This window comes from Streptomyces sp. NPDC018026 (assembly GCF_044327745.1).
GTDB classification, from domain to species: Bacteria; Actinomycetota; Actinomycetes; order Streptomycetales; family Streptomycetaceae; genus Streptomyces; species Streptomyces rubrogriseus.
This window is the reverse complement of sequence record NZ_JBIRFY010000024.1, coordinates 1-21,345: the sequence shown is the minus strand read 5'-3', so window position 1 is coordinate 21,345 and position 21,345 is coordinate 1. Positions and strand designations below refer to the sequence as shown.

Sequence of the window (21,345 nt, the reverse complement as noted above, 5' to 3'; positions counted from 1 at the left end):
AGGACCGGGACGCAGCACGCGAACTGCTTTGGCGCCTTCGCCTCACACACCTGATATTGACAGGAGCCCCCGCCCAGATCATGTTCACCTGGCGGCAGGCTCAATCCAGCGCTATTTTACCGCCCGAGCCATGTCAGCTTCGGTATGAGCCGTGCTCAAGGTCATGCAGAATGCCTTCGCTCACGGGGTGCCACTTGAAGTGGTTCCGGGCCATGTCCGGAACCACCCAGAGGTTACGTGTGAGCTGCTCCGCCATGGGCCCGAGCGCCGCAGCAGCTTGCTCCTGAGTGAGAGGCGCAGCAGGAACTCCTGTATTGCGTGCGATGGCCCCGGCGATCTCCCGCCAGGTGACGGCCTCCGACTCCACAGCATGCACCAGCAGCTCGGCACCATCCCCCGAGTCCACGACCCGCCCGAACAACTCGGCAACGTCGTCCACATGAACCGTCGACCAACGAGCCTCCCCGCTGCCAACATACGCCGAGACCCCCTGAGCCCTGGCAGCCGACAGGAGAGCCGTGAGCAGTCCCGAACCGTTGCGGCCGTAGACAAGGCCCAGTCGCACCACGGTGCCGCCAGCCTCCAGCACACGCTGCTCACCAGCGAGTTTGAAAGGCTGAAGAGTCGCCTGCGAAGCACTGGCCTTCTCCTCCGACACCGGATCCGAGCCGGTATCGGAAAGAACCAGAGTGCTGCTGGGATAGATCAACCGCCCGGGTCCCTTGAGCAACGCCTCCACGGCAGCACCTTCCCGAGCCCCAAACGCAGGATCGAAGTAATCGACCGCGGCATGAACCACCACATCAGCCTGCTGCGCTTCACTCCGAAGGACATCCAGATCGTCCAGGCTGCCTTGCCGCGGCTCCACTCCGAGCTCCACGAGCCGCTGGCTGGCCTCTGGGGAGCGGGCCAACCCGGCTACCGAGTGCCCTCCGCGGACCAGACGTGCAGCAATAGAACCGCCAACATACCCACTACCGCCAGTAACAAAGACGCGCACAAGGGCTCCTTAGTACAAACATCACTGCAGTTCATTCTCTCACCGACGGATCATCAGTTCCGATCGGCCCAGCGGGTACTCGCGGCGAGAGCAGTAGCGAAACAGGTTCTGACCTTGTTCGTCTTCTTCCGGCCTCGAACGCGGTCTCGTACGGGGTCGCCCACCTGGGGAGTTGTCTGACACGGGGGCGGCCTTCATCGGATCATGTGCTCCGACCAAGGTGCACGTGATCACGACGAAGGCCGTGAGGGTGAGTCTGCTGCCTGATGCTGTGCGGAGGGAAGCGTGCGCGGAAGCGTCACGCTTCCGGGGCGAGTTCTACGAGTGTCTGACCGGCCGCCGCAACGAGTTGTTCGAGCTCGTGGACGCGATGCTGTGCGCGGACGGTGCGGTGACCTCGCCGGTGGACCTGACGCTGGCGCCCGAGCACCGTCGTGGGCACGGAGCGATGTACGGCGGCCTGAACCACGGCCGCATCGACGTCGGCAGGCGCCAGGAGGTGCTGGCCAGCCTGCTGTTGCCGCGCTTCGACGGCGGGTGCCTGGTCCTGGCCGTCGTTGGCTCGCCGTGGCTGCGCTCGGACGCGCCGCGCTCGACGGACCGGCTGTTCTGCCATGTCTACGGGCGGGCGAAGTCCGCCTCCCAGTTCATCCCGGGCTGGCCCTACTCCTTCGTCGCGGTCCTGGAGCCCAGCGCCACCTCGTGGACGTGCTCCGGCTCGGACCCGAGGACGACGCGACCGCGGTCACTGCCGCCCAGCTCAGGACCGTGGCCGAGCGGCTCGTCGACGCCGGCCAGTGGACCCCCGGGGACCCGGACATCACGATCGTCATGGACGCCGGCTACGACGTCACCCGCCTGGCCCGGGTCCTGCGCGACCCGCCCGTCGAGTTGGTCGGGCGGATCCGCTCGGACCGGGTGATGCGCTGTCCGGCGCCCTCACGCGAAGAAATCCACCGCACTCATCCCAAGGGCGGGCATCCGCCCGAACACGGGCCGGAGTTTCGGTTCGCCAGGCCCGAGACCTGGCCTGCGGCGGCGATCACCACGGCAACCGACACGGTGAACTACGGCAAGGCCGAAGCCCAGGCCTGGGACCGCATCCACCCGCGGCTGACCCACCGCTCGGCCTGGCTTGAGCACGACGGTGAACTCCCCATCGTCGAAAGCACCCTGATCCGCCTCAAGGTCGAGCACCTCTCCAAAGACCGAGAAACGCCACCAGTGTGACTGTGGTCCTCCAAGACCGGCGCTGCCCCGGCAGACGTCGACCTGTGGTGGCAGGTCTTCCTCCGGAGATTCGACCTCGAGCACACATTCCGGTTCGGACAGCAGACACTCGGCTGGACCACCCCGAAGATCCGAACCCCAGAGGCCGCGGACCAGTGGACCTGGCTCCTGGTCGTCGCTCACGCCCAGCTCAGCCCGCCCGACCCCTGGCCGCCGACCTCCGTCGTCCCTGGGAGAAACTGGCCAAGTTCGAACGTTTCACCCCGGCCCGGGTCCGCCGGGGGTTCAGGAACATCCGCGCTCACCTCGTCTGTCCCGCCCGCGTTCCGCACCCTCGCGGCGCCGGTCCCGGACGGCCGCCCGGCGTCAAGAACAAGCGCCGAGCACCCCGCTACGACGTCGGCAAGACCGTCAAACGCCCCGAGACACCAAGGTCATCGGCAACCAGGCCGATCTTGGTAGGTAAAGAACAAGCTGAGAGCGTCTACGCCGTCACCAGCCTCGACGCACACCAGGCTGGGCCGGCCGATCGGGCCGACGCAATCCGTGGGCACTGGGGAGTGGAGAACTCCTCGCACCACATCCGAGACGTCACCTTCACCGAGGACGCCTCTACTGTCCACACCGGCACCGCACCCCGTGCCATGGCCGCCTTCCGCAACCTCGCCATCGGCGCGCTGAAGATCCTCGGAGCCGACAACATCGCCAAGAGCACCCGAGCCATCCACCACAAACCCGAACACGCATTCCACATCCTGGGCGTCACAGGCGACCCGGACGCTCCAGGAACTTGATCAAGCCCTGGCGGTACGCCCGAAGCATGCCGACGCGACGCCCGTACTCGGGTGATCTGTCCGATGCACACTGGGAGTTGATCGAACCGGTGCTGTCTGCCCGGCGCTTCGAACGCCCGGGCAGGGCCCTGGACTTCGGCCGACCACCGGAACACGATCTGCGCGCCATCATGGACGCGATCTTGTACGTGGACCGGACCGGGGTTCAGTGGCGCTACCTTCCGCACGACTTTCCGCACGGGAACTTGCGCTCCCCATCCGTCAGCACGCTGCCCGAACGGCATCCATCTGCCCTCACGCCCGGCGCATCCGATCCGCCTCGACCCTGCCCTTTGGATCGGCGGCGTAGAGCCCTCCGTGACCACGGCGGTGTACCGACCAGCGGCAGCTCGGCTAGCGATCTCACCGGCCCGCCCTCGCACAGGACCGCGCCAGCCCGCTCGAACAAACGCGTCCGAAGTAGTGAAGTAGGCGAACCGAGTAATCAAGCACGAGGGATCGACTGCACACGTTGCCTTCGCCCGGTTGGGTGAATTCTGAGGGCCTTTGCCGTGCCGATACCCTCGCGGTTCTGCGTGAGCTTCTCATATGTCGCGGGCGGCCTGGCCCAGCTGGTGGGCGGTTTGGCAGTAGGAGTCGTGAAGCGCCGGGCCAGTCAGGCGATCACCCCTCAACCTGCCAGTCGAACGTCGGAGCTCCCGCGTTCGCGCCGCCCTGAGCGTCCGAGCCGGGCACGGGGCCGATCCTGCGAACGAAGCCGAGACTGGGCACGCCTACCACGTCGGCGAACCAGGTGGCCGTCTCGATGAGCGAGGGGAGGTGGACGCCCGTCTCGATCCCCATCCGTTCGAGCAGTTGCACGGCGTCCTCGCTGCAGATGCCGCCAGCGGCGACACCTTCGTATGCCGGGTGTCCGCCGGAACCGCCGAGCGAGACGTCGAGGTGCGTGAGCCCGAGGCGCACCAGTTCAACCAGATTGGCTAGGCCCATCCCTCGGGAATCATGCACCTGGACGGAAAGATGGTCGGCGGTGTTTACCTCCAGGGCAGCCTTGATCGTCGTGCGTATCTGCAAGGGTGAGGCGTAGCCGATCGAGTCCGCGAGCAGCCAGTCAGAAACGCCGATGGCGTGCAGGCGATCGGCGAAGCGCTCGATGGCCTCGGGGCCTCGCGGTGGTCCACCTGGGCCGCCCCACGCGAAGATTACGTATGTGCCGAGGGTGGTGGGTGTTCCGTCGGCGATCCTTGCGAGGCGTTCGAGCAGGTCGATCGCCTCGCCGGTGCCACGTCCGGTGTTGTTGCGGGAGAACTCCTCGTCGGCCGAGAGCAGGAACCACGCGGAGTCGACGCCGGTGTCGATGGCCCTCTGCAGACCGCGCGCGTTGCCGACACAGCAGTGCAGCGTCGTTCCCCGGGAACGGTCGATCCGTTCGAACACCCGCTCGGCGTCGGCGAGGCCAGGAACGAGATCGGGTCGTACGAAGGACGAGACTTCGATGGCCGGCATGCCAGCCGCGGTCAACCGGTCGACGAGTTCGACCTTGACACTCGTCTCGACCTGATGAGCCTGCAGCGCCAGTCGCGGCGCGATGTCCTTGAGTATGACGCCGGGAGCGCCGACCACGTCGGCCTGGGCGGTCATGCCGGCCTGGTCGGCCGGTGCCCGGCAGACCATGAGTCCCAGGTGCCGTCGGCCAGTCCGTCGGTGCGCAAGACGGCCTTCTGGATTTTCCCGGTCGGGGTCCGCGGCAGGGAAGGCAGCACCCGATAGTAGCGAGGGACCATGAAGTGCGGGAGACGCTGGTCGCAGTGGCGGAACAGGGCTTCGTAGTCAAAGTTTTCGCCGTCATGCGTTTCGATGACCGCGAGCACCTCGTCCTCGCCCAGGTCCGATGGCGTGCCGACCGCGGCAGCTTCCACCACTCCCGCGAAGCTCATCAGCACGACCTCCACCTCGTAGGAGGAGATGTTCTCGCCGCGGCGCCGTAGGGCGTCCTTCTGGCGGTCGACGAAGTAATAGAAGCCGTCGGCGTCGACGTAACCGAGGTCGCCGGTGCGCCACCACATGTCGCGCATGGTGGCGATCGTCGCCTTGAGATCATCGACGTAGTGCGTGAACATCACGTTCGCCACGCGTGGGCGATAGACGATCTCCCCCACCTCACCGACTCCCAGCCGTTCGCCTGTCGGCCCATGGATCTGGAGCTCGGTGGTCGTGGTGGGCTTGCCGATCGACCCGATCTTGCGTGTCTCAATCGGGTTGTAGGTAACGTTCTTGATCTCGGTCAGGCCGTAGCCCTCTACGACGTGCACATGGAAGCGATCCTCGAACGGCATGAGCACGTCGGGGGGCGCAGGGGCGGCGAAGACACGGCGTACCTGGTGGTCGCGGTCGCGCTCCGAGAGCGGCTGCGCGAGGAGTATCGACAGGATCGGCCCCAACGCGTTGAACATCGTGATCTCATAGGCGCGCATCTCGTCCCAGAACCTGCTCGCGCTGAACCTCTCGGCCAGCACGATCGTGGCCCCGGCGTAGATGCCGTGCAAGCACATGTTGAACTGGGCGGACCCGTGGAACATCGGCAGACAGGTGTAGAGCCGATCACGCGAGGTGGTGCCCATCGACTCCGCGTTCTCTCGGGCCGCCACCACCGTCAGGTAGTGCGGCATCACGACGCCCTTGCTCTTGCCCGTCGTCCCCGAGGTCAGCGCGATACTGCTGATGTCGGCCGGCGCGATCTCGGTCTCCGAGGTGGAGAACTGCTCGGCCCGTCCTAGCAGATCCTGGTACGTGAGCGTCTTCACGCCGGCCGGGGCCTGCGGCGCATCCTCGACCAGCACGATCCACTCCAGGTTCGGCAGCTCTGCGAGTTCAGCCACCAGGGCCGGCAGGAGCAGGGGCTCTGTGACCACAACGCGAGCCTTGGTGAGTTTCAATGCGTGCTGGAGGAACGCGGCTTTGTACGCGGTGTTGACTGGGACGCAGACGAAGCCGCCTCGTGCGGTGCCCATCCACGTAGTGACCCATTCGATCCGATTGCGCATGAAGATCGCCACGGAGTCGCCCTTGGCCAGCCCCAGCCCCGCGAGCGCGGAGGCGATCCGCGTGGCGGCGTCATCGAGTGCGCCGTAAGTCATCTCGGCTTGTGGCGTGATGAAGGCGATCTTGTCTGGGTTGGCCGCCGCCCGCCGTGCTAGCAGCCCGCCGATCGTGCCGCCGCCGACGTCGATCAGATGACGGTCGTTCATGTCAGCCTCCTCTTCGTCTCGGCCAGGAACTCGCCCAGCGCGGGGTCGTAGCCGGCCTCGGCTCCGGTGGTGATCAAGAAGGCGTCGACGCCCAGCTCTCGGTAACGGCGCAGCGACTCGAGTACCCGATCGTAGGAACCCACCAGCGCCTGGGAGTTGGCGAAGCCGCCGACGAGCTTCGTCAGCCCGGTCCAGAAGCAGTCGTCGTGCAGTTCCTGATCGGTCAGGGCAAGCGCCCGCTGACGCCCCGCCGACGTATCCCCCTTCGAGGACCTCAGGAACCTGTTGGTGCCCTGAGCAGCCTCGATCTCTCGCTCCGCATCGCGTGCCACCTGCCAGGCGAGCTCGTCGGTCTCGGCCACGAAGATTCGGAGGCTGACGGAGAACCGCATCTCGCGCCCGTGTGGGGCGCTGGCCGCCCGTACCCTCTCGATCCGCTCCCGGGTGCCTGCGAGCGGCTCTCCCCACAACATGTAGAGGTCGGCGTGTCGTGCACCGAACTCGATGGCATCCTCGCTGTCGCCTCCCATGAAGATCGGCACCTGCCCCTGGTGGGGACGGGTCTGGAGGTTGACACCTTCAACGTCGTAGAACTCGCCGTGGTGGTCGAACGCCTCGGGGGACGTCCAGGCACGGCGCACGATATCGAGATACTCCGTGGCTCGGCGATAGCGGTCGGCCTTCGGGGTGCCGTCGCCTTCGCGCAGCAGGTCCTTGTCGCTGCCGCCTACGACGATATTCAGTGCCAGCCGGCCCCGGGCAAGGACGTCGAGCGAGGCGAAGAACCTCGCAGCTGAAGTGGGCGACATGACGCCGGGGCGGTGTGCCAGGATGGGCGAGAGGTGCGTCGTCTGCGCAAGCAGATAGGGCACGACGGCGTGATTGTGCGGCCAGATCGAGGAGTAGCCGATCAGCACACGGTCGATCACATCGGCCTTGTCAAGATCGGCGACCCTCTTCTCCAATGGGTCGGGCTCGTCCTCCCCGCCGATGAGTGGCTGGGCTCCGGTGAACAGTTCGAGCAAGGCGTCCTCCTATGGACAGATGAGCGCGAGGGAGCGCTCAGGCGCTCAGCGTCTGCACGGTGCCGGCGATGTCGAGCAGGGTGTCGCGGTAGCGGACGAAGTCCTCGTAGGTCGAGTAGGGCGGCAGCCCATAGGCGGTCAGCACGAGGCGGATCGTCCCCACGGGGCCGAGCACCGGCACCGCCACAGTGCGCAGCGGAATCCGCTCCTTGGTCGTGAACGTGTGTGGCTCGTACGCCTCGCTCAACGGGTCCAAGAGCTGACCTACGGCGTCGAGTTCCTCCGGCGACGGAGCGTCGATCGGCAGCCGGTACAGCGCCCGCTCAAGGTCCAGGTTGCCGGACTCGCCGAGCGTCGCTGACCAGCCCCTTTCGCGCACACGGCGCGCCAGCGCGCGCGCATGCTCGCGCTGCTCGTTGGGCAGGCGGGCCACCCATCGCTTGGGGTCGGACCAGGCGGCAAAGGCTGCACCCAGTGGCGGCTGATAGGGCATCCGCTGGCCAACACGCGTCGGCAGGCGACCCGGCTCGGGATGTCCGCTGGTGGCCAGTGCCACCACCTCGTCCTCAAGCAACGCGGTAGCCACGACCTCAACGCCGAGCTCGCGCGAGGCTTGCGCCATGCGTGGACGGAGCTCGTCGACGAGGCGGAAGTGCTCGACGACCTCCGGCAGATCGGGCACGCCGCTCGCGGCGAGTGCCGGCGACGCCACCGTGCCATACCCCCCTTGGAAGGAGAGCAACGGTGAGGCGGGCTCCCCGATGGCGAGATCCTCCACGAGGCCGACGACGATGAAGTGGTCGCCGGCCTCGTGGACCGCGCTCACCGTGCAGTCGACCCATGCCACCGCTCCGGCCAGGACCGGTGATCCGGTTGTCTCGGTGCGCCACGCGATGCCGCCGAACTTGTCGCCGCCCTTGGCGGCGAGCTGGCGTGAGATGTGCTCCTGCTCGGCGGGGAGCACGTTGACGCAGAAGGCGCCCGTCTCTCTGAGTGCGGCCCACGTGGTCGACGTCCTCATCGGCAGAAAGGCCACCAGCGGCGGGTCGAGCGAGACCGACGTGAACGATGTCGCGACCATGCCCACCGGAGCCCCCTCAGCGTTGCGGCCCGTGATCGCCACGACCCCGCTGGGGTAGTGACCGAGCACGAGCCGGAAGTACGCCGGATCGAGACTGTCGGGTACCTCTTGAATGCCAAGCATGCTGACACATTAGGGCGACCAACAGATGAATGCAAGCATGCTTACATTCACTCGAAGGAGGCGATCTCCCGCTCGACGGCCACGGCACTGTCGTGCAGCAGACCGATCAGCCTGGCGCGGTCCCCGCCAGGGAGGTTCTCCGAGAGGGTCTCGTTGATCTTGAGCACCTCACTGTCCATCTCGTGGAGCACGTCACGACCGCGGGCGGTCAGGGTGAGCGACATGGCGCGCTCATTTCCAGGGCTGACCGTCCGCTTGATGTAGCCCGCATCAGAGAGGTTCGCAACGATGCGGGTCATGGTTTGGGGCTTCACGAAACACCGGCGCGAGAGCTGCGCCAGAGAGAGGTTCGGACGCCGCTCGATCACCCGCATGGCGGCGTACCCCGAAAGGGTCATCCGCCACGGCTGAAGCCTCATCGCGCCGATGCGGGCGACGGCACGCTCGAGCCGGAACACCGCATCGACGAGGAGGGTCATCTCTTCGTCGTACTCGTTCGACTGGTCACGCTGCACTGAGTCCTGCACGAAGTCGTCCTCCACTGGATCTGCCACGGCGGGCAGTCTAGTGCGGCCACCGCTGCACCTCAGGTGCGAAGTGCAGCACGCTTATCAGCATGCTTGCTAACTCTAGAGCTGCCATCTATCGTCGTGGGCGCTTGGATCACGGTCCTTGCTCCTCACCGGGCGTTAGTCAGTCCGCACCGATGCCCCGACCCGAAGGGTAATGGCGCATGAGCAGCATCAAGGTCGAGAAGTCAGCCGGCGACGAGGAGACGCAGAATCTCCTCGACATCCAGGCGATCCGGAGTCTTCTGGATCGCTACGCCTTCGCCATGGACCGCAAGGACCCGGAGTTGATGCGCACCTGCTTCACCGAAGACGCCGACCTGTCGTACTACGGCGGCCTCAAGCGATTCAATCGTGACAGCTTCGCAGATCAACTGCTGACCGGGTTGGAGCCATTCAGAACCATCAACCACTCTGTGAGCAGCATCCAGATCGTGGTGGAAGGCGACACGGCGCACGGAGACATGCACATCTTCGCGACCATGATGCTCAAGGCCACCCCATCCGTGATCGTCCGCGGCGTTCACGTCGTTGACGAGTACGAAAGGACGGCCGCCGGCTGGAAGGTCAGCAACCGGCGGCACGCCCCGTTCCTGCAGTATGAGATGCCGACAACGCTGATCGACTTCCCTGGAGTGGGAGGCATCAACGAGTAGTCCTGTGTGAGCCTTGACCCTCCATGTGGGACACACGAGACACTGAGCTTCTCCAGGGTGACCACTGAGTGTTTTCAGCGTTGACGCTCCAGGGTGAGGACGGCAGCGGCGATGGCGGTCATGCGGTTGGCTGCAGCGAGCTCGACGGAAGATGCCCCAGGATTTCAGTCTCGCGACGCTTCGTTCAGCCGGTGCTCGTGCCGCTGACAGGACCCGGTTGATCGTCTGCTGGGTCGCGGTGAGGTCCTGGTGCGGAAGGCGTCTGATCGGCGTGGTCACCCAGGAGCCGGCCCCGATGTAGGCACGGTCGGCGAGGACGGGAACGCCTTGGCGTTCGCAGATCCGGATGATGCAGTGGGTGCGGGCCGCGGTGAGGTCGTGGGTGCGTCCGGGCAGTGCGGGCGAGATCCACAGCAGCTTGCCCTCAGGGTCGGCGATGACCTGCACGTTCACGCCGTGGCGGCGGTGCTTCTGGGAGAAGTCGGCCCGGCTGTCACCGACCCGGTCGCACTCGGCGAGCGTGCCGTCGAGCAGGACGTGTTGGGGATCTGTTTCCCGCAGGACTCGTAGCAGTCCGGGCGCTGGCCCGGGCCAGGTGATTGACGACGGCGCTGACGTAGGCGTGGCCGGTGCCGACGGATATGCCGAACCCGGCGGCGGTCTGCGCGAGGGTGTCGTGCCGGCGAAGGTAGACCAGACCGACGAGAGCACGCTGGTGGGGCGGGAGCTTGTAGCGGCGGTCACCCTCGCCGGTGACGATGAGCATGGTTACCCACTCGACCAGGGCGTGAGGCAGGTCGAGTGCGGCAGGATCGGGAACCAATGAGGCTTCTGCGCTGGTGAGTTGAGGCGTCGAACACCTCTCTCAACGGCACAGGAGCCTCGTGCGTTGCGGAAGACCAGCCCGTCACCCGGCCCGTGGCCACTCTGAAAACGCTCACTGATCGAGTGATGGCCGGGCCGAAGCACACGGGTTGCCACATGGGCAAGCGTGCTGTCGCTGTGGCCGAGGCTGCATGCGTGGGCCATGACCGGCTGAACACCCATGCCGCCGAGGCCGGTTGAGGTGTCCAGCGAGCAACCACTGGACTGGATCCCGAAGTCCACCACCCCCCTCGGGAGCGGCGAGGCCGTCATCCCCGACGCCTGCTCCACTACCGCAGCCACGGGCGCAGCGAACAGCAGCGGAGACAGGGACGGCGGGTCGCCGCTACGGGTCTTCGCCGAAGTAGTCCGGGCAACCATGGGACCCGGACGCCTGGCCGCCGAACTCGGCGTCTACGCCCACCCTCACGGCAACAAACCGGCATCCATACCCGACTCATGGCTCTCCACACCTGGCCCGAGGACTCGGACAAGCCGCGTTCGACCTTCTGCGTCACCGCCCTGTCGCCCCGTCTGGCGCCCCCGTCACCGACCCCAACCAGCGGCGCGTCGGATGGACGCACACGCGGCCGGCACAGGAGGCTGACCATCGCCGCCCCTACCCCAGACAACGAACCCGGTGCCCCGTAGGCCTTGCAGTAGTCGGGCCGTCCAGCAACTGCGCTTCATGAAGTCGACAGTACGGCGGTACGTCAAAGCGCAGACCTAGCTCAAATCGGATTAGGTAGCCGCCCTTCGACGGAAGACTCTCCTTGCAGTCCCAGCAGTGGGCGCAGCAAAACGGGCGCAGCCTACTACCGGGAAGCCAGGCGGATAAGCACTGTCGGTCCTGATAGGGGAGGGTCTGATGGCACTGGAAGAGCACGAGCGAGTGAGCGCTGTCATTGAGCTACTGATGAAGGAGTACGACACGCTCCGCACTGAGATCGTTCAAAGGATCGCTGCTCGGCAGCAGATGGCGGGATACGCCGCAGCGCTGACGGCCATCACTGTGACTCTGGGCGGGGACCTGGGTCGGTGGCGCTACTTCATCGCGGCACTCGCTCTGATCGTTTCGGCCCTCTACCTTCGGGACAGTAACAAGGGGATCCAGCGCATCGGCCTCCACCTACAGGACCTGGAGGAAGAGATCAATTCGCTTGCCGTCGGACTCTATGGGCAGCCAGCCCTTTCGTGGGAAAGCCGTCGACAAGACCAGCGTGAGCGGGAGAAGTTATTCTGGAGGATCATCGGCGTCTTCGGGGGATGGCACTTGCGCAAGCCAGGTAAGGAGCTGCCCATGCAGCGCACCGGTCCGAATGCCCGTACGGAGAATCGAACGTCCGGTGACTAGTACGAGCCGCTTGTGAGCCGCTGCGGGCCGACAGGCGCGGTGGCTTCAGGGACGCGCTCTATGATTCCTCCATGAGTCAACTACTCACCCTCGCAGTACCGTCCAGTGCCCGTGCCCACTCCCTCGTGACCAGTCGCGGCACCTTTGCAACGGTCGACATGGCACCTGACAGTTCGGTACCGCACAGGGGCACGGTAGTCATGGTTCCCGGCTTCATGGGTAGCAAGGAAGACTTCCTGCCTATGCTGCCTCTGTTGGGCCGAGCTGGCTACCGTGTTGTCGCCATCGATGGTCGAGGCCAGCATGAAACGGGCGGCCGCCACCCCCTTGCATCGTATGCAAGGGGGGAACTCTCCCGAGACATCGTAGCTGTCGTTGAGGCTGTCGACGATGGACCAGTCCATCTCTTGGGACACTCATACGGCGCTCTCCTGGCGCGAGTTGCGGTGACACAGACCCAGGGAGATCCCGCCCTCTGGCGGTCTCTGACACTGATGAACTTCGGTCCAGCGGAAGTCTCCGATCACCAGTGCGAACGCCTGCGTCTACTGCTCTCCGTGTTGGACTCAATGCCTCTGGAAGATATTTGGCCCTTCCTGGAAGGCCGGGAGAGCTCGGTTCCCGATGAGGTTCGAACTTTTATGCGAGATCGGTGGATCGCCAATGACCCCAGCCACGTCAAGGCGGCTGCCGAGCAGTTACTTACCGAGTCCGACCTCACGGAGGGGCTGAGTGCCCTCCGGCCCCCCAAAGCCGTCGTTTCGGGTTCGCCCGACCTCACTTGGCCACCGGACGGTGTCAGGAAGATGGCCCTCGCTCTATCCGCACGGCTCATCACGGTTCCGGAAGGTGGGCATTCCCCAAATGTCCACCGCCCCGACGAAACGGCAGCAGCACTGGCCGAGTTCTGGGACAGCAGCACGTACCATTGAGCCGGAGTCTGTCTCCCATTCGGTGCGCGCACATCAGTTGAGGACCTGGACTTCAACGACTCGGACAGCGAGGGGTACTGGTGCGGATCTCGGTGAACTGGTCAGGGCCCGCTCCCCCCCGGTGACCTCCCAGTCAACCGCCCACATCGACGCAACAGCGAGCGAGAACCGCTCGCCGGCTTGGCTTGTGCTGGTGTACCGGTGTTCGCAATCCGGGGAGTCAACCATCCCTCGCTCCCCCGCTAGGGGGGGCATGGGCCAGCACAGGTGACGGTCGTGCCGTCGCCCATGGCCCGGCGGATGGCGGTGACACGGGCGGTGGCAGCCGCCGTGATCGCGCCTGCGGACGCCGTGGTGGCCGGGCCGTAGGTGGTCTCACCCAGGCCGACCCGCATCCATTCAGCCGCGCGGGACGGCGGCCGCCCGTCGCAGGGCCTCGAGGACGGCGGGCTCAACACTGACTATTCCGCGTGCTCGCGCCTGCTCACGGGTTCGGCGCGAGCGGTCGAAGGGCATCCGCACCTCGTCGACACCCTCGGCCGTTCTGGTGCTGCGTACCCAGTCAGCGTACGCGGACACTCGCGAACGGTAGTCCTCAGCATCGGTCACAACCGCGGGGTCGATAGCGACGACGAGAAACCCGAGTCCGGCCACGCCCTCGGTGATCGCGGGGGCCCCCGTCAGCATCCCCAAGAGCTGTACGACCAGGGCGAGCCCCGATCCTCGGTGCCCGCCCCACACGGTGAACGCCCCGGACAACGCCTCGGCGGGTGAGTTGGTCGGCTGGCCCTCGGCGTCGAACGCCGTACCGTCCGGCAGCGATCTGCCGAGCCGGTGGGCAAGGACGACCTCGGCGTAGGTGAGCGACGAGGTACCGGTGTCCCAGATGACCGGCTCGTCGGCCGAGGGGAAGCCGAAGCCGATCGGGTTGGTGCCAAATCGTGCCTCCGTGCCGCCGTGCGGTGCCACCAGGCGCCCGGCGTTGCCAGCGATCATCCCGACGAGGCCAGCGGCGGTGATCTGTTCCAGGTACCACGAGTACATCCCCGTGTACCACGTGTCTGTCGCGGCGACGACTGCCATGCCCCCAGCGAGACCCTTCTCGATGACCATGTCGGTCGCCCGCTGAGCGACGACGTAGCCTACGGTGTCACCACCGTCGAGGGTTGCCGACAGCGCGGACTCCTGGGCCACCCTCACCGGCTTCGCCGGGCGGGGCGTCCCCTGGATCCGCTCGACGACCGACAGCGCGCGCGGCAGGCCGCCGTATCCGAGGCCGCGGAGTTCGCAGTCGATGATGTGTTCGGCCACGGTGGAGGCGTCCTCGGCCGTCATGCCGACCGCCATCATCACCTGTTCGACGAGTTCTGTCGCCTCTGAGATGGTGAGTTGGGTGGTCGTAGCCATATCTTCTCCTCAGCATGGCGGAAGTGTCGGGGTGCGATTGAGCCCGCGCCTGTCGCGACGAAGCCGGGTGCGAGCTCACTCGTTCGCGAGGTTGTCCTCAGGGCCGGGCCCTGCGAGCAGTTCGTAGCCGGCGATCGCGGCCTCGAAGCCGATGCTGCTCACGAGCTTCAGGACCGAGAGCAGGTCGGCGGAGCTGGCTCCGAGCTCCAGCGCAGTCCGCATGTGCAGTTCGAGGCCGGGCTCGAACATATGGGTGGGTGAGCAGTCGAAGGCGATGTAGACGTACTCGCGATCCAACGCGGAAAGGGCACCGGTCTCCGCCGGAGCGGCGGAGAAGTCCAGGACCGCGCTGAAGTAGTCGCTGTCCAGCCGTAAGAGCTGTTCCCACTGGGCCGACCAGTACCTCCTGCGCTCTTCGAACGACCTCTTCAGCTCGCTCTCGCCAGGCGTGAGGTCCCGCGACAGGTCAGTTGGAACGAGATGCTGAAGCGGTTCAAGCCCGACGATGACGGCGTGGATGCCTACCAGGCTCGCGCACTGGATCACTTCGCGCAGTTCGTCGTCGCTTGCTCCGGCAGCCCTGGCTCTCCGCATGTGCTCTCGAGCCGCATCGGTGTTCAGGTGTGTTGCGTTCAGGTTCGCCGCGAGCAGGACAAATTCACGGGTCTTCCGGCTCAGTGCTCCTCCGGCAAGCGCACTAGCAGTCATTCGCAAGTGCGCATGTGCGAACGCTGGTGACTGGCGGAGCACTCCGTCGACCCCTGCCGGCCGCTCGTCTGCCATTGAAGAGTCCCCGGCGGCGGCTTTTGGCGAGCTCATTGGCTTTCCGACTTGGCGCCGAGGAAGGTCTCATCATCCAGCGCGAGTACCAAGGACAGGAGTGCGCCTGCGTAGCTGTATTCGCGCATCCCCATGAGCTGCCCGGTGACATAGGGAGTGAAGGTGGACTCGCGCGGGCCGTAGACCGGCCCTCGGGCCGTGGACGCGGAGGCCTTGATGTTCGCGAAGTGAACCTCGATAACCGGCTTGCCGGTGTCATAGAGAGCGAACGGGACCATATCGCTCGTGGTGGTCAGTCCGGCTGGGTTGACGAGGTACCCGTCGACCCGGTCCCCCGACTCGTGGATGTACTCGAGGATGTCACCCTCGTGGTTTGACATGAAGCGCTCGATGACCACGCCGAGGCGATTGCCCCAGTCGGTCGTGAACTCTCCGAGACTCTCGGCGGACACGTTGGGCCCGTACATGCGCTTGTTACGGCGGGCGAGGTTGGACACGTTCGGACCGTCGATCACTGCGATCGTGTAGCGCTGGTCGGCCGTGCGCAGGCCCTGGACGGCTGAGTTGGTGCTCGGCATGGGAGAGCTCGCTTTCCGCGTAGCTGCCGCAGGTGAGGTGAGCGGCGACATGACATGCATGTCGAACGCCAATGCAAGCATGCTTACATTGGCGCCTCTCGGCCTGTCAACAACCCGATCGCCCCGACCTGGTCACGGACCGCACATGCCACCCCTTACTCGTCGCCACGGCCGTTCGGATGCCGGCAGAAGAACCCGTCAGCACGCTTGTAAGCATGCTTGTGTTTCAAGTCGATGTCTTCTACCGTGCGTGACGCATGCCACACCACCTCCGAAGGGCTTGAAGCAATGTCCATCCACCACTCGCCCACCCAACGGTGCCTTAGCCGCCTCCTCGCCCGGATGGCGTCATGACAACAGGCGAACTACCGGGCTCGGCACCCGACGGGAAGACGAACTCCCCCGTCACAGCGCCCAACACGGCTGTGGCACGCCGGATCCAGGCAGTCAGGATCCCTGAGCGTGCTCTGGCTCTCGTCATCGGCCTGCTGGTCGTCCTCTGCCTGGATACCGAGCAACTGACCGTCATCCCCCTCCTCAACACGATCACCACGGCCTTCTCACTGACGCCCGTCCAGTCGGCATGGGTGCTCTCCGCGACCGGGATAGCGGCAGCCGCCAGCGTGCCCGTCCTCTCACGGCTGGCCGACTTGGCCGGCATGCGTCGGATGATGATCTTCACGACGCTCGTGGTCGTCGTGGGAAACGTCGTGTGTGTGTTCGCGCCGAACTTCGCAGCACTTCTTGTCGGTCGCGTGATCGTCGGCTTCAACGCCGGACTGCCGATCTACTACGCCATCCTGCGCGGCAGGAGTCGCACCGGCGAAGAATCGGACAGGTACTCGGGCGCGATGACGTTCGCAATTGGCCTGGCCATCTCCGGGTCTTACCTCTTGGGCGGTGCAGTCATCTCTCTGGGAGGCAACGTCCGAACGGTCTTCCTGGTGCTGCTCAGTCTTTCGGTGCTGCTCTTCGCAATGGTCTGGCTTTTCGTCGAGGACATCCCGACGCGGACGCGCGTCCCGCTCGATTATGTCGGAGCCTTGCTGTTGGGTGCTGGTCTGACCCTTCTCGTCTACTCGATCGGCAACGCGAACACCTGGGGATGGGGATCGGGAAAGCTCCTTTCGTTGGTGACTGTCTCGGTCTTGCTGCTGGTGGTGTGGGCCGTGTGGGAGCTGCGCTACTCGCACCCGCTCTTCGACCTAAGAGTGATCAAGCGTCGCGATGTCTGGCCGGCCTTCACCATCGCCGGGATCGTCGCCATCCTGGGGATCAACGGCGCGCTCGCCATCAGCAATTACGTCCAGACGCCAAGCGCTGCGGGATACGGCCTCGACGCGACGGTCCTCAAGGCAGGAATCTACCTCCTGCCGTGCGGCCTCACGATCGCTTTCGGCGGCAGTGTCGTCGGCCTGGTGATCGGCCGCTTCGGCCAGCGCGCGACGAGCATCGCCGGCGGCGCAGTCGCAGTGATCGCGTTCCTCTGGTTCTCGCAGTCCTCTGGCACCTCCTACGAGTTCTTGATCTTCTCGTTCATGATCGGTGCCGCCTACTCTCTTTCGTACACCGCGTCCACAGCCGCGTACCTACGTGCAGCGCGCCCTGGCGAGCAAGGGATGCTCACAGGTGCAGCCCGGGCCGCGAGCGTAGCAATCGGAGCGCTTGGCCCACCGATCATTACGTCCTTGCTCACGGCGTCCCATGCGCCGGGCCTTCCCGTGCCAGCGCGGGAGAACTACAGCCACGTCTGGCTCTTCCTCGCGGGTGCGGCTCTCGTGATGCTGGTCGTCGGCCTCCTGGTCCGCGAGGCACGGTTCGACCAACGCGCAGTCACAGGCACCGAATGGCTCGACGGCAGCACGAACTCCCAGCGCTGACATCTCCGAAGCAGCGCCCGCAGGCTGCGACCCGGCCAGTACCCGCGGGCAACGCTGCCCCAACCACGATGTCCATAAGTCTGAGGCCATCGGCCAAACCTCGTGCTCGTATCCCCCACGCCACACAGGGTCACGGGGCATCCTGGCGCAGCACTACGAAGAGCGCGTCGGCCTCGGCGCAGAGCACCTCGCCGTCTCGCAGTTCGGCACGCAGGAACAGTTTCCGCCCGCAGACCTCGTCCACCCAGCCCCGTACCGTCAGGTCGCGACCAATCGGGGTGATCGCGCGAAAGTCGGTGCGCAGATAGGCGGTGCGTGCGCGGGGACCCCGCTCGACGACGATACGGCCCAGAACCTCGTCGAAAAGCAGGGGCACGGCGCCACCGTGCGCGGCGTTGTTGCTCCCGAGGAAGTAGTCGCCGAAGTACGCAGTGCCTTCAACCCTAACCGGCGTTACCGTGCTCGGATCGAAGAGTGGTGTCATAGTCTGACCGCGGCCCGGCAGATCGAACCTTCCCCCGAACGCGCGGTGAGGCTCATCCACTCGATGAGCAGCCAGCCGATCGGCCCAGCAGTGCAGGTCGGCAGCCAGGGCACTGAAGTCAGCTCCTCGCCCGGCCACAGATACAGCGTCCAGGAAGACTCGGAGCGCTGAGGTCATTGAGCCATACTCGTCGACAGTCATGCCAGCATGCTTACATTTGCCCTTGGGTGGTGTTGAGTTGGCCCACCGGTTGGCTTCCGATAGGGCGCTGCCCAGCAGTAACCCCCACCCCGGGAATTACACCGCTCGTTTGGGTCTGTTCCGTGGTCGGTGGTGATAGAGGGCGTGGTCAACCCAGGACGATGCGGTAGCAGAGGAAGTTCGCGTGGTCGTACCGGCCTTGGCCTCCTGCCGCCGAGCAGAGAAGACACTGAGCGTTTTCAGAGTGGCCACCGGCCGGGTGACGGGCTGGTCTTCCGCAACGCACGAGGCTCCTGTGCCGTTGAGAGAGGTGTTCGACGCCTCAACTCACGAGCGCAGAAGCCTCGTTGGTTCCCGATCCTGCCGCACTCGACCTGCCTCACGCCCTGGTCGAGTGGGTAACCATGCTCATCGTCACCGGCGAGGGTGACCGCCGCTACAAGCTCCCGCCCCACCAGCGTGCTCTCGTCGGTCTGGTCTACCTTCGCCGGCACGACACCCTCGCGCAGACCGCCGCCGGGTTCGGCATATCCGTCGGCACCGCCCACGCCTACGTCAGCGCCGTCGTCAATCACCTGGCCCGGCCAGCGCCCGGACTGCTACGAGTCCTGCGGGAAACAGATCCCCAACACGTCCTGCTCGACGGCTGTCGACGTTCACGCAAATCCCCACTTCCGACGGCCTGAGCGTCACGTAATTCCCCACCCTCGCGGTCACGACTCCCCATGGGGACGGTGAACGTGAGCGGTGCTGGTGTCGTTCTCGGCCTTGTGTCGTCGCGGCCGGGGCATACAGCACCGTGGACGGCCGGGGGAAGGCTACCCGCGACGCCTTCCGGCCCGGGCGTGCTGCAGCTTGTGGGTAAAACGGTGCATGTGGGGGTCGAGCAGCTCGTCCGACTCCTCGAGCACCTGCTCGTCAGTCAGCCACCGGATCGCGTTGAACTCGTCCTCGTCGTAGAAGGTGATGGTGCCAGCGTCGGCGGTGAGGAGGTACCAGAGCGAGACGTCAGTGTGTCCGCCCTGCCCCCGCGTTTCGGTGACGGTGAGGAAGAGGGGGAACTCACCGGTGATCGGCGATGCTGTGGCGTGGATGCCCAGCTCCTCACGACATTCGCGGACCACCGCGGCCCACGGGTCCTCACCCGGCTCGACGTGTCCGCCGGCCGGCAGCCACAGGCCCGCCTTGCGGTGTGCGACGAGCAACAGCTGACCGCGCGTGTCGTCGAGGACGACGAAGTAGCTCACCAAGTGCATCGCGGGAACATCCGGCTTGTGCACCCGGTAGACCGGGGCTCCGCTGGCGATCCACTGCGCGGCGGTCTTCAGGTGGGTGCGCTCCAGGCTATCCCAGGGTTCGATGGAGCCGACCAGCTCCAGAAGGCGGGCACGCGGCTGATCGTCGTTGTCGGTGAGCGGGTGGCCAATTGAGGTCATCCGCGCATCCTGTCAGGAGGCACTGACAGGCGACGTCGATGCCGGATCAGTTTCCCCAGTTTGGGTGGTTTTCGTGTCATGTAGTCAATCATTCTGAATTCTCCGCATTGGCCATGGGTGGCGCGGAGGTCGGGATCGAGGGACCTGGTCGTCGCGGAGCTGCTCATTCCCCTCGTCCTTTGGTTCGGATGGCCGATGGGCAGCCCGGATGGCGAGGAGAACGTTCGTCGTGGTCGACATCATCGAGATCTACGTCCACTGGTACGCGGGCCGCTCGAAGGGTGAGCTGGCAGCGTCGCTGGGGGTGGACCGCAAGACGGTCAGGAAGTACTTGGCCCCGGCGGAGGCGTCCGGGATCTGCCCGGGCGGGCCGCCAATGCGAGGCCGACTGGTCGAAGCTGATCAAGGAGTGGTTCCCCGGGCTCATCGACCGAGGGCTCAGGCAGGTGACCTGGCCGGAGATCGACCGGCACCGCGATTACATCCAGAGCCTGCTCGGGACGGTGACCGTCTCGACGATCCACCAGCGCCTGCGTGACGAACACAAACTGCAGGTGTCGATCTCCTCGTTCCGCCGCTGGGTGCACGCGACGCTTCCGGACGAGGTGGCGAAGTCGCAGGTCACAGTGTTGCGCGACGACATCGAGCCCGGTTCGGAGGCTCAGATCGACTACGGCTTCCTCGGGCAGTGGATCGACCCGAGGTCCGGCAAACACCACCGGGTCTGGGCGTTCGTGCGGTGCTGCCGTGCTCGCGGCACATGTTTGTCCGGCCGGTGCTGCACCTGGACCAGCACGCGTGGACGGAAGCGCACGTCGCGGCCGTCCGCTACTTCGGCGGCGTCCCGCGCCGGCTCGTCCCGGACAACCTCAAGACCGGCGTCGACAAGCCCGACCTCTACGACCCGAAGATCAACAAGGCGTATGCCGAACTGGCCACTCACTATGGCGCGTTGTTCAATCCAGCCCGGGCGGCGAAGCCGAAGGACAAGCCGCGGGTCGAGCGGCCGATGCCCTATGTCCGCGACTCGTTCTGGCGAGGACGGGCGTTCACCTCGAACGAACACATGCAGGCCGAGGCCGTGACCTGGAGTCAACAGGTCACCGGGCGGCGAAAGTGCCGGCCGCTGGGCGGGCCGCCCCGATGACCGTGTTCGAAGCACTGGAGGCGGCCGAACTGCTGCCTCTGCCGCCGACTCCGTTCGTGCTCGCCCGCTGGTCGACGGCCACGGTCGGCCCGGACATCCACATCAAGGCCGGCCATACCCTCTACTCGGTGCCATGGAAGCTGATCGGCCGCAAAGTTAACGTCCGCTCCACCTCCACCATGGTCCAGGTCTTCCACGACGGCCAGCTCGTCAAGACCCACACTGCCCTCGACCAGGGAAAACGTACCGATAAGAGCGACTGTCCGCCGGAGAAGATCGCCTTCCAGATGCGCACGCCGGTCTGGTGCCGCAGCCAGGCATCCGAGATCGGCGACGCCTGCCGCGAGGTCATCGACCAGCTGCTGGAAGTCAACGTCCTCTATCGGCTCCGCGCCGCCCAGGGGGTCCTCGGCCTGCGAAAGAAGTACGGCGAGACACGGCTTGTCGGCGTACCGGGAAAAGTGGCCCTGGCAAGATTTTCGTGAAGCGGGGTTGTGCCTCCGTGCGCCGGTGACGCACCGTCACGGGTAGCTGCGGCGGAGGTGGGCCATGAGGA

Annotated in this window: 18 protein-coding genes and 5 pseudogenes; 10 read left to right on the top strand and 13 right to left on the bottom strand. The window is 65.8% G+C overall.

Features of this window, described 5'->3' with window-relative positions:
* Positions 1–133: 133 nt before the first annotated feature.
* A complete protein-coding gene (locus tag ACH4D3_RS39315; protein WP_398332572.1) occupies positions 134–1,000 on the bottom strand; it encodes an NAD-dependent epimerase/dehydratase family protein in 867 nt (288 codons plus the stop codon).
* A 250-nt stretch (positions 1,001–1,250) separates the two neighbouring features.
* On the opposite strand from ACH4D3_RS39315, the pseudogene ACH4D3_RS39310 reads away from it, so the two are divergent.
* The 3 genes and pseudogenes from ACH4D3_RS39310 to ACH4D3_RS39300 all read left to right on the top strand — a co-directional run.
* Positions 1,251–2,692: pseudogene (locus tag ACH4D3_RS39310) on the top strand (NF041680 family putative transposase).
* A gap of 98 nt (positions 2,693–2,790) precedes the next feature.
* Positions 2,791–3,024 (top strand): hypothetical protein, encoded by a 234-nt coding sequence (locus tag ACH4D3_RS39305; RefSeq protein ID WP_398332571.1) that lies wholly within the window; start codon positions 2,791–2,793, stop codon positions 3,022–3,024.
* Between the two features lie 26 nt (positions 3,025–3,050).
* Positions 3,051–3,269, top strand: a pseudogene (locus ACH4D3_RS39300) (transposase); the annotation flags it as partial.
* A gap of 52 nt (positions 3,270–3,321) precedes the next feature.
* Here ACH4D3_RS39300 and ACH4D3_RS39295 read toward each other — a convergent pair.
* The 6 genes and pseudogenes from ACH4D3_RS39295 to ACH4D3_RS39270 all read right to left on the bottom strand — a co-directional run.
* Positions 3,322–3,472 (bottom strand): annotated as a pseudogene (locus tag ACH4D3_RS39295) (transposase); the annotation flags it as partial.
* 215 nt (positions 3,473–3,687) lie between these two features.
* Positions 3,688–4,665 (bottom strand): pyruvate carboxyltransferase, encoded by a 978-nt coding sequence (locus tag ACH4D3_RS39290; protein ID WP_398332570.1) that lies wholly within the window; start codon positions 4,663–4,665, stop codon positions 3,688–3,690.
* Positions 4,662–6,272: an AMP-binding protein gene (locus ACH4D3_RS39285; protein WP_398332569.1), complete on the bottom strand. Its 1,611-nt coding sequence runs from the start codon at positions 6,270–6,272 to the stop codon at positions 4,662–4,664. Before ACH4D3_RS39285 ends, ACH4D3_RS39290 begins: the two co-directional genes overlap by 4 nt.
* Positions 6,269–7,297, bottom strand: coding sequence for an LLM class flavin-dependent oxidoreductase (locus ACH4D3_RS39280; RefSeq protein WP_398332568.1), 1,029 nt, complete (start codon positions 7,295–7,297; stop codon positions 6,269–6,271). Before ACH4D3_RS39280 ends, ACH4D3_RS39285 begins: the two co-directional genes overlap by 4 nt.
* A gap of 37 nt (positions 7,298–7,334) precedes the next feature.
* Positions 7,335–8,501 (bottom strand): flavin reductase, encoded by a 1,167-nt coding sequence (locus tag ACH4D3_RS39275; protein WP_398332567.1) that lies wholly within the window; start codon positions 8,499–8,501, stop codon positions 7,335–7,337.
* A 47-nt stretch (positions 8,502–8,548) separates the two neighbouring features.
* The gene (locus tag ACH4D3_RS39270) at positions 8,549–9,055 is read right to left on the bottom strand and encodes a MarR family winged helix-turn-helix transcriptional regulator (RefSeq protein WP_398332566.1); all 507 of its coding nucleotides are present in this window, start codon (positions 9,053–9,055) and stop codon (positions 8,549–8,551) included.
* 179 nt (positions 9,056–9,234) lie between these two features.
* Here ACH4D3_RS39270 and ACH4D3_RS39265 point away from each other — a divergent pair, with 179 nt between their 5' ends.
* A complete protein-coding gene (locus ACH4D3_RS39265) occupies positions 9,235–9,726 on the top strand; it encodes a nuclear transport factor 2 family protein (RefSeq protein WP_398332565.1) in 492 nt (163 codons plus the stop codon).
* Between the two features lie 74 nt (positions 9,727–9,800).
* On the opposite strand, the pseudogene ACH4D3_RS39260 reads toward ACH4D3_RS39265, so the two are convergent.
* Positions 9,801–10,549, bottom strand: a pseudogene (locus ACH4D3_RS39260) (transposase family protein).
* A 909-nt stretch (positions 10,550–11,458) separates the two neighbouring features.
* On the opposite strand from ACH4D3_RS39260, the gene ACH4D3_RS39255 reads away from it, so the two are divergent.
* Positions 11,459–11,944, top strand: coding sequence for a hypothetical protein (locus ACH4D3_RS39255; protein ID WP_398332564.1), 486 nt, complete (start codon positions 11,459–11,461; stop codon positions 11,942–11,944).
* Between the two features lie 71 nt (positions 11,945–12,015).
* Complete coding sequence (locus ACH4D3_RS39250; RefSeq protein WP_398332563.1) at positions 12,016–12,876, top strand: alpha/beta fold hydrolase; 861 nt, start codon at positions 12,016–12,018, stop codon at positions 12,874–12,876.
* A gap of 399 nt (positions 12,877–13,275) precedes the next feature.
* Here ACH4D3_RS39250 and ACH4D3_RS39245 read toward each other — a convergent pair whose 3' ends face one another.
* From ACH4D3_RS39245 to ACH4D3_RS39235, 3 genes are all read right to left on the bottom strand, one after another.
* Positions 13,276–14,283 carry an Ldh family oxidoreductase gene (locus tag ACH4D3_RS39245; protein WP_398332562.1) on the bottom strand — a complete coding sequence of 336 codons (1,008 nt, stop codon included), beginning with the start codon at positions 14,281–14,283 and terminating at the stop codon, positions 13,276–13,278.
* Between the two features lie 75 nt (positions 14,284–14,358).
* Entirely contained in the window at positions 14,359–15,066 is a 708-nt protein-coding gene (locus ACH4D3_RS39240) for a carboxymuconolactone decarboxylase family protein (RefSeq protein WP_398332561.1), read from the bottom strand.
* Positions 15,067–15,098: 32 nt separating this feature from the next.
* Positions 15,099–15,641, bottom strand: coding sequence for a type II 3-dehydroquinate dehydratase (locus ACH4D3_RS39235; RefSeq protein ID WP_398332560.1), 543 nt, complete (start codon positions 15,639–15,641; stop codon positions 15,099–15,101).
* Between the two features lie 350 nt (positions 15,642–15,991).
* Here ACH4D3_RS39235 and ACH4D3_RS39230 point away from each other — a divergent pair, with 350 nt between their 5' ends.
* The gene (locus ACH4D3_RS39230) at positions 15,992–17,521 is read left to right on the top strand and encodes an MFS transporter (RefSeq protein WP_398332559.1); all 1,530 of its coding nucleotides are present in this window, start codon (positions 15,992–15,994) and stop codon (positions 17,519–17,521) included.
* Between the two features lie 130 nt (positions 17,522–17,651).
* On the opposite strand, the gene ACH4D3_RS39225 is transcribed toward ACH4D3_RS39230, so the two are convergent.
* Positions 17,652–18,206 (bottom strand): PaaI family thioesterase, encoded by a 555-nt coding sequence (locus ACH4D3_RS39225; protein ID WP_398332558.1) that lies wholly within the window; start codon positions 18,204–18,206, stop codon positions 17,652–17,654.
* 347 nt (positions 18,207–18,553) lie between these two features.
* Here ACH4D3_RS39225 and ACH4D3_RS39220 point away from each other — a divergent pair.
* Positions 18,554–18,853, top strand: a pseudogene (locus ACH4D3_RS39220) (transposase family protein); the annotation flags it as partial.
* A gap of 171 nt (positions 18,854–19,024) precedes the next feature.
* Here ACH4D3_RS39220 and ACH4D3_RS39215 read toward each other — a convergent pair.
* Positions 19,025–19,642 (bottom strand): NUDIX hydrolase, encoded by a 618-nt coding sequence (locus ACH4D3_RS39215; RefSeq protein ID WP_398332557.1) that lies wholly within the window; start codon positions 19,640–19,642, stop codon positions 19,025–19,027.
* Between the two features lie 688 nt (positions 19,643–20,330).
* Here ACH4D3_RS39215 and ACH4D3_RS39210 point away from each other — a divergent pair.
* Both ACH4D3_RS39210 and ACH4D3_RS39205 read left to right on the top strand, forming a co-directional pair.
* Positions 20,331–20,789, top strand: a complete 459-nt coding sequence (locus ACH4D3_RS39210; protein ID WP_398332556.1) for a hypothetical protein — start codon at positions 20,331–20,333, stop codon at positions 20,787–20,789.
* Complete coding sequence (locus tag ACH4D3_RS39205) at positions 20,786–21,274, top strand: Mu transposase domain-containing protein (RefSeq protein WP_398332555.1); 489 nt, start codon at positions 20,786–20,788, stop codon at positions 21,272–21,274. The genes ACH4D3_RS39210 and ACH4D3_RS39205 overlap by 4 nt, the downstream gene beginning before the upstream one ends.
* Positions 21,275–21,345: the final 71 nt, after the last annotated feature.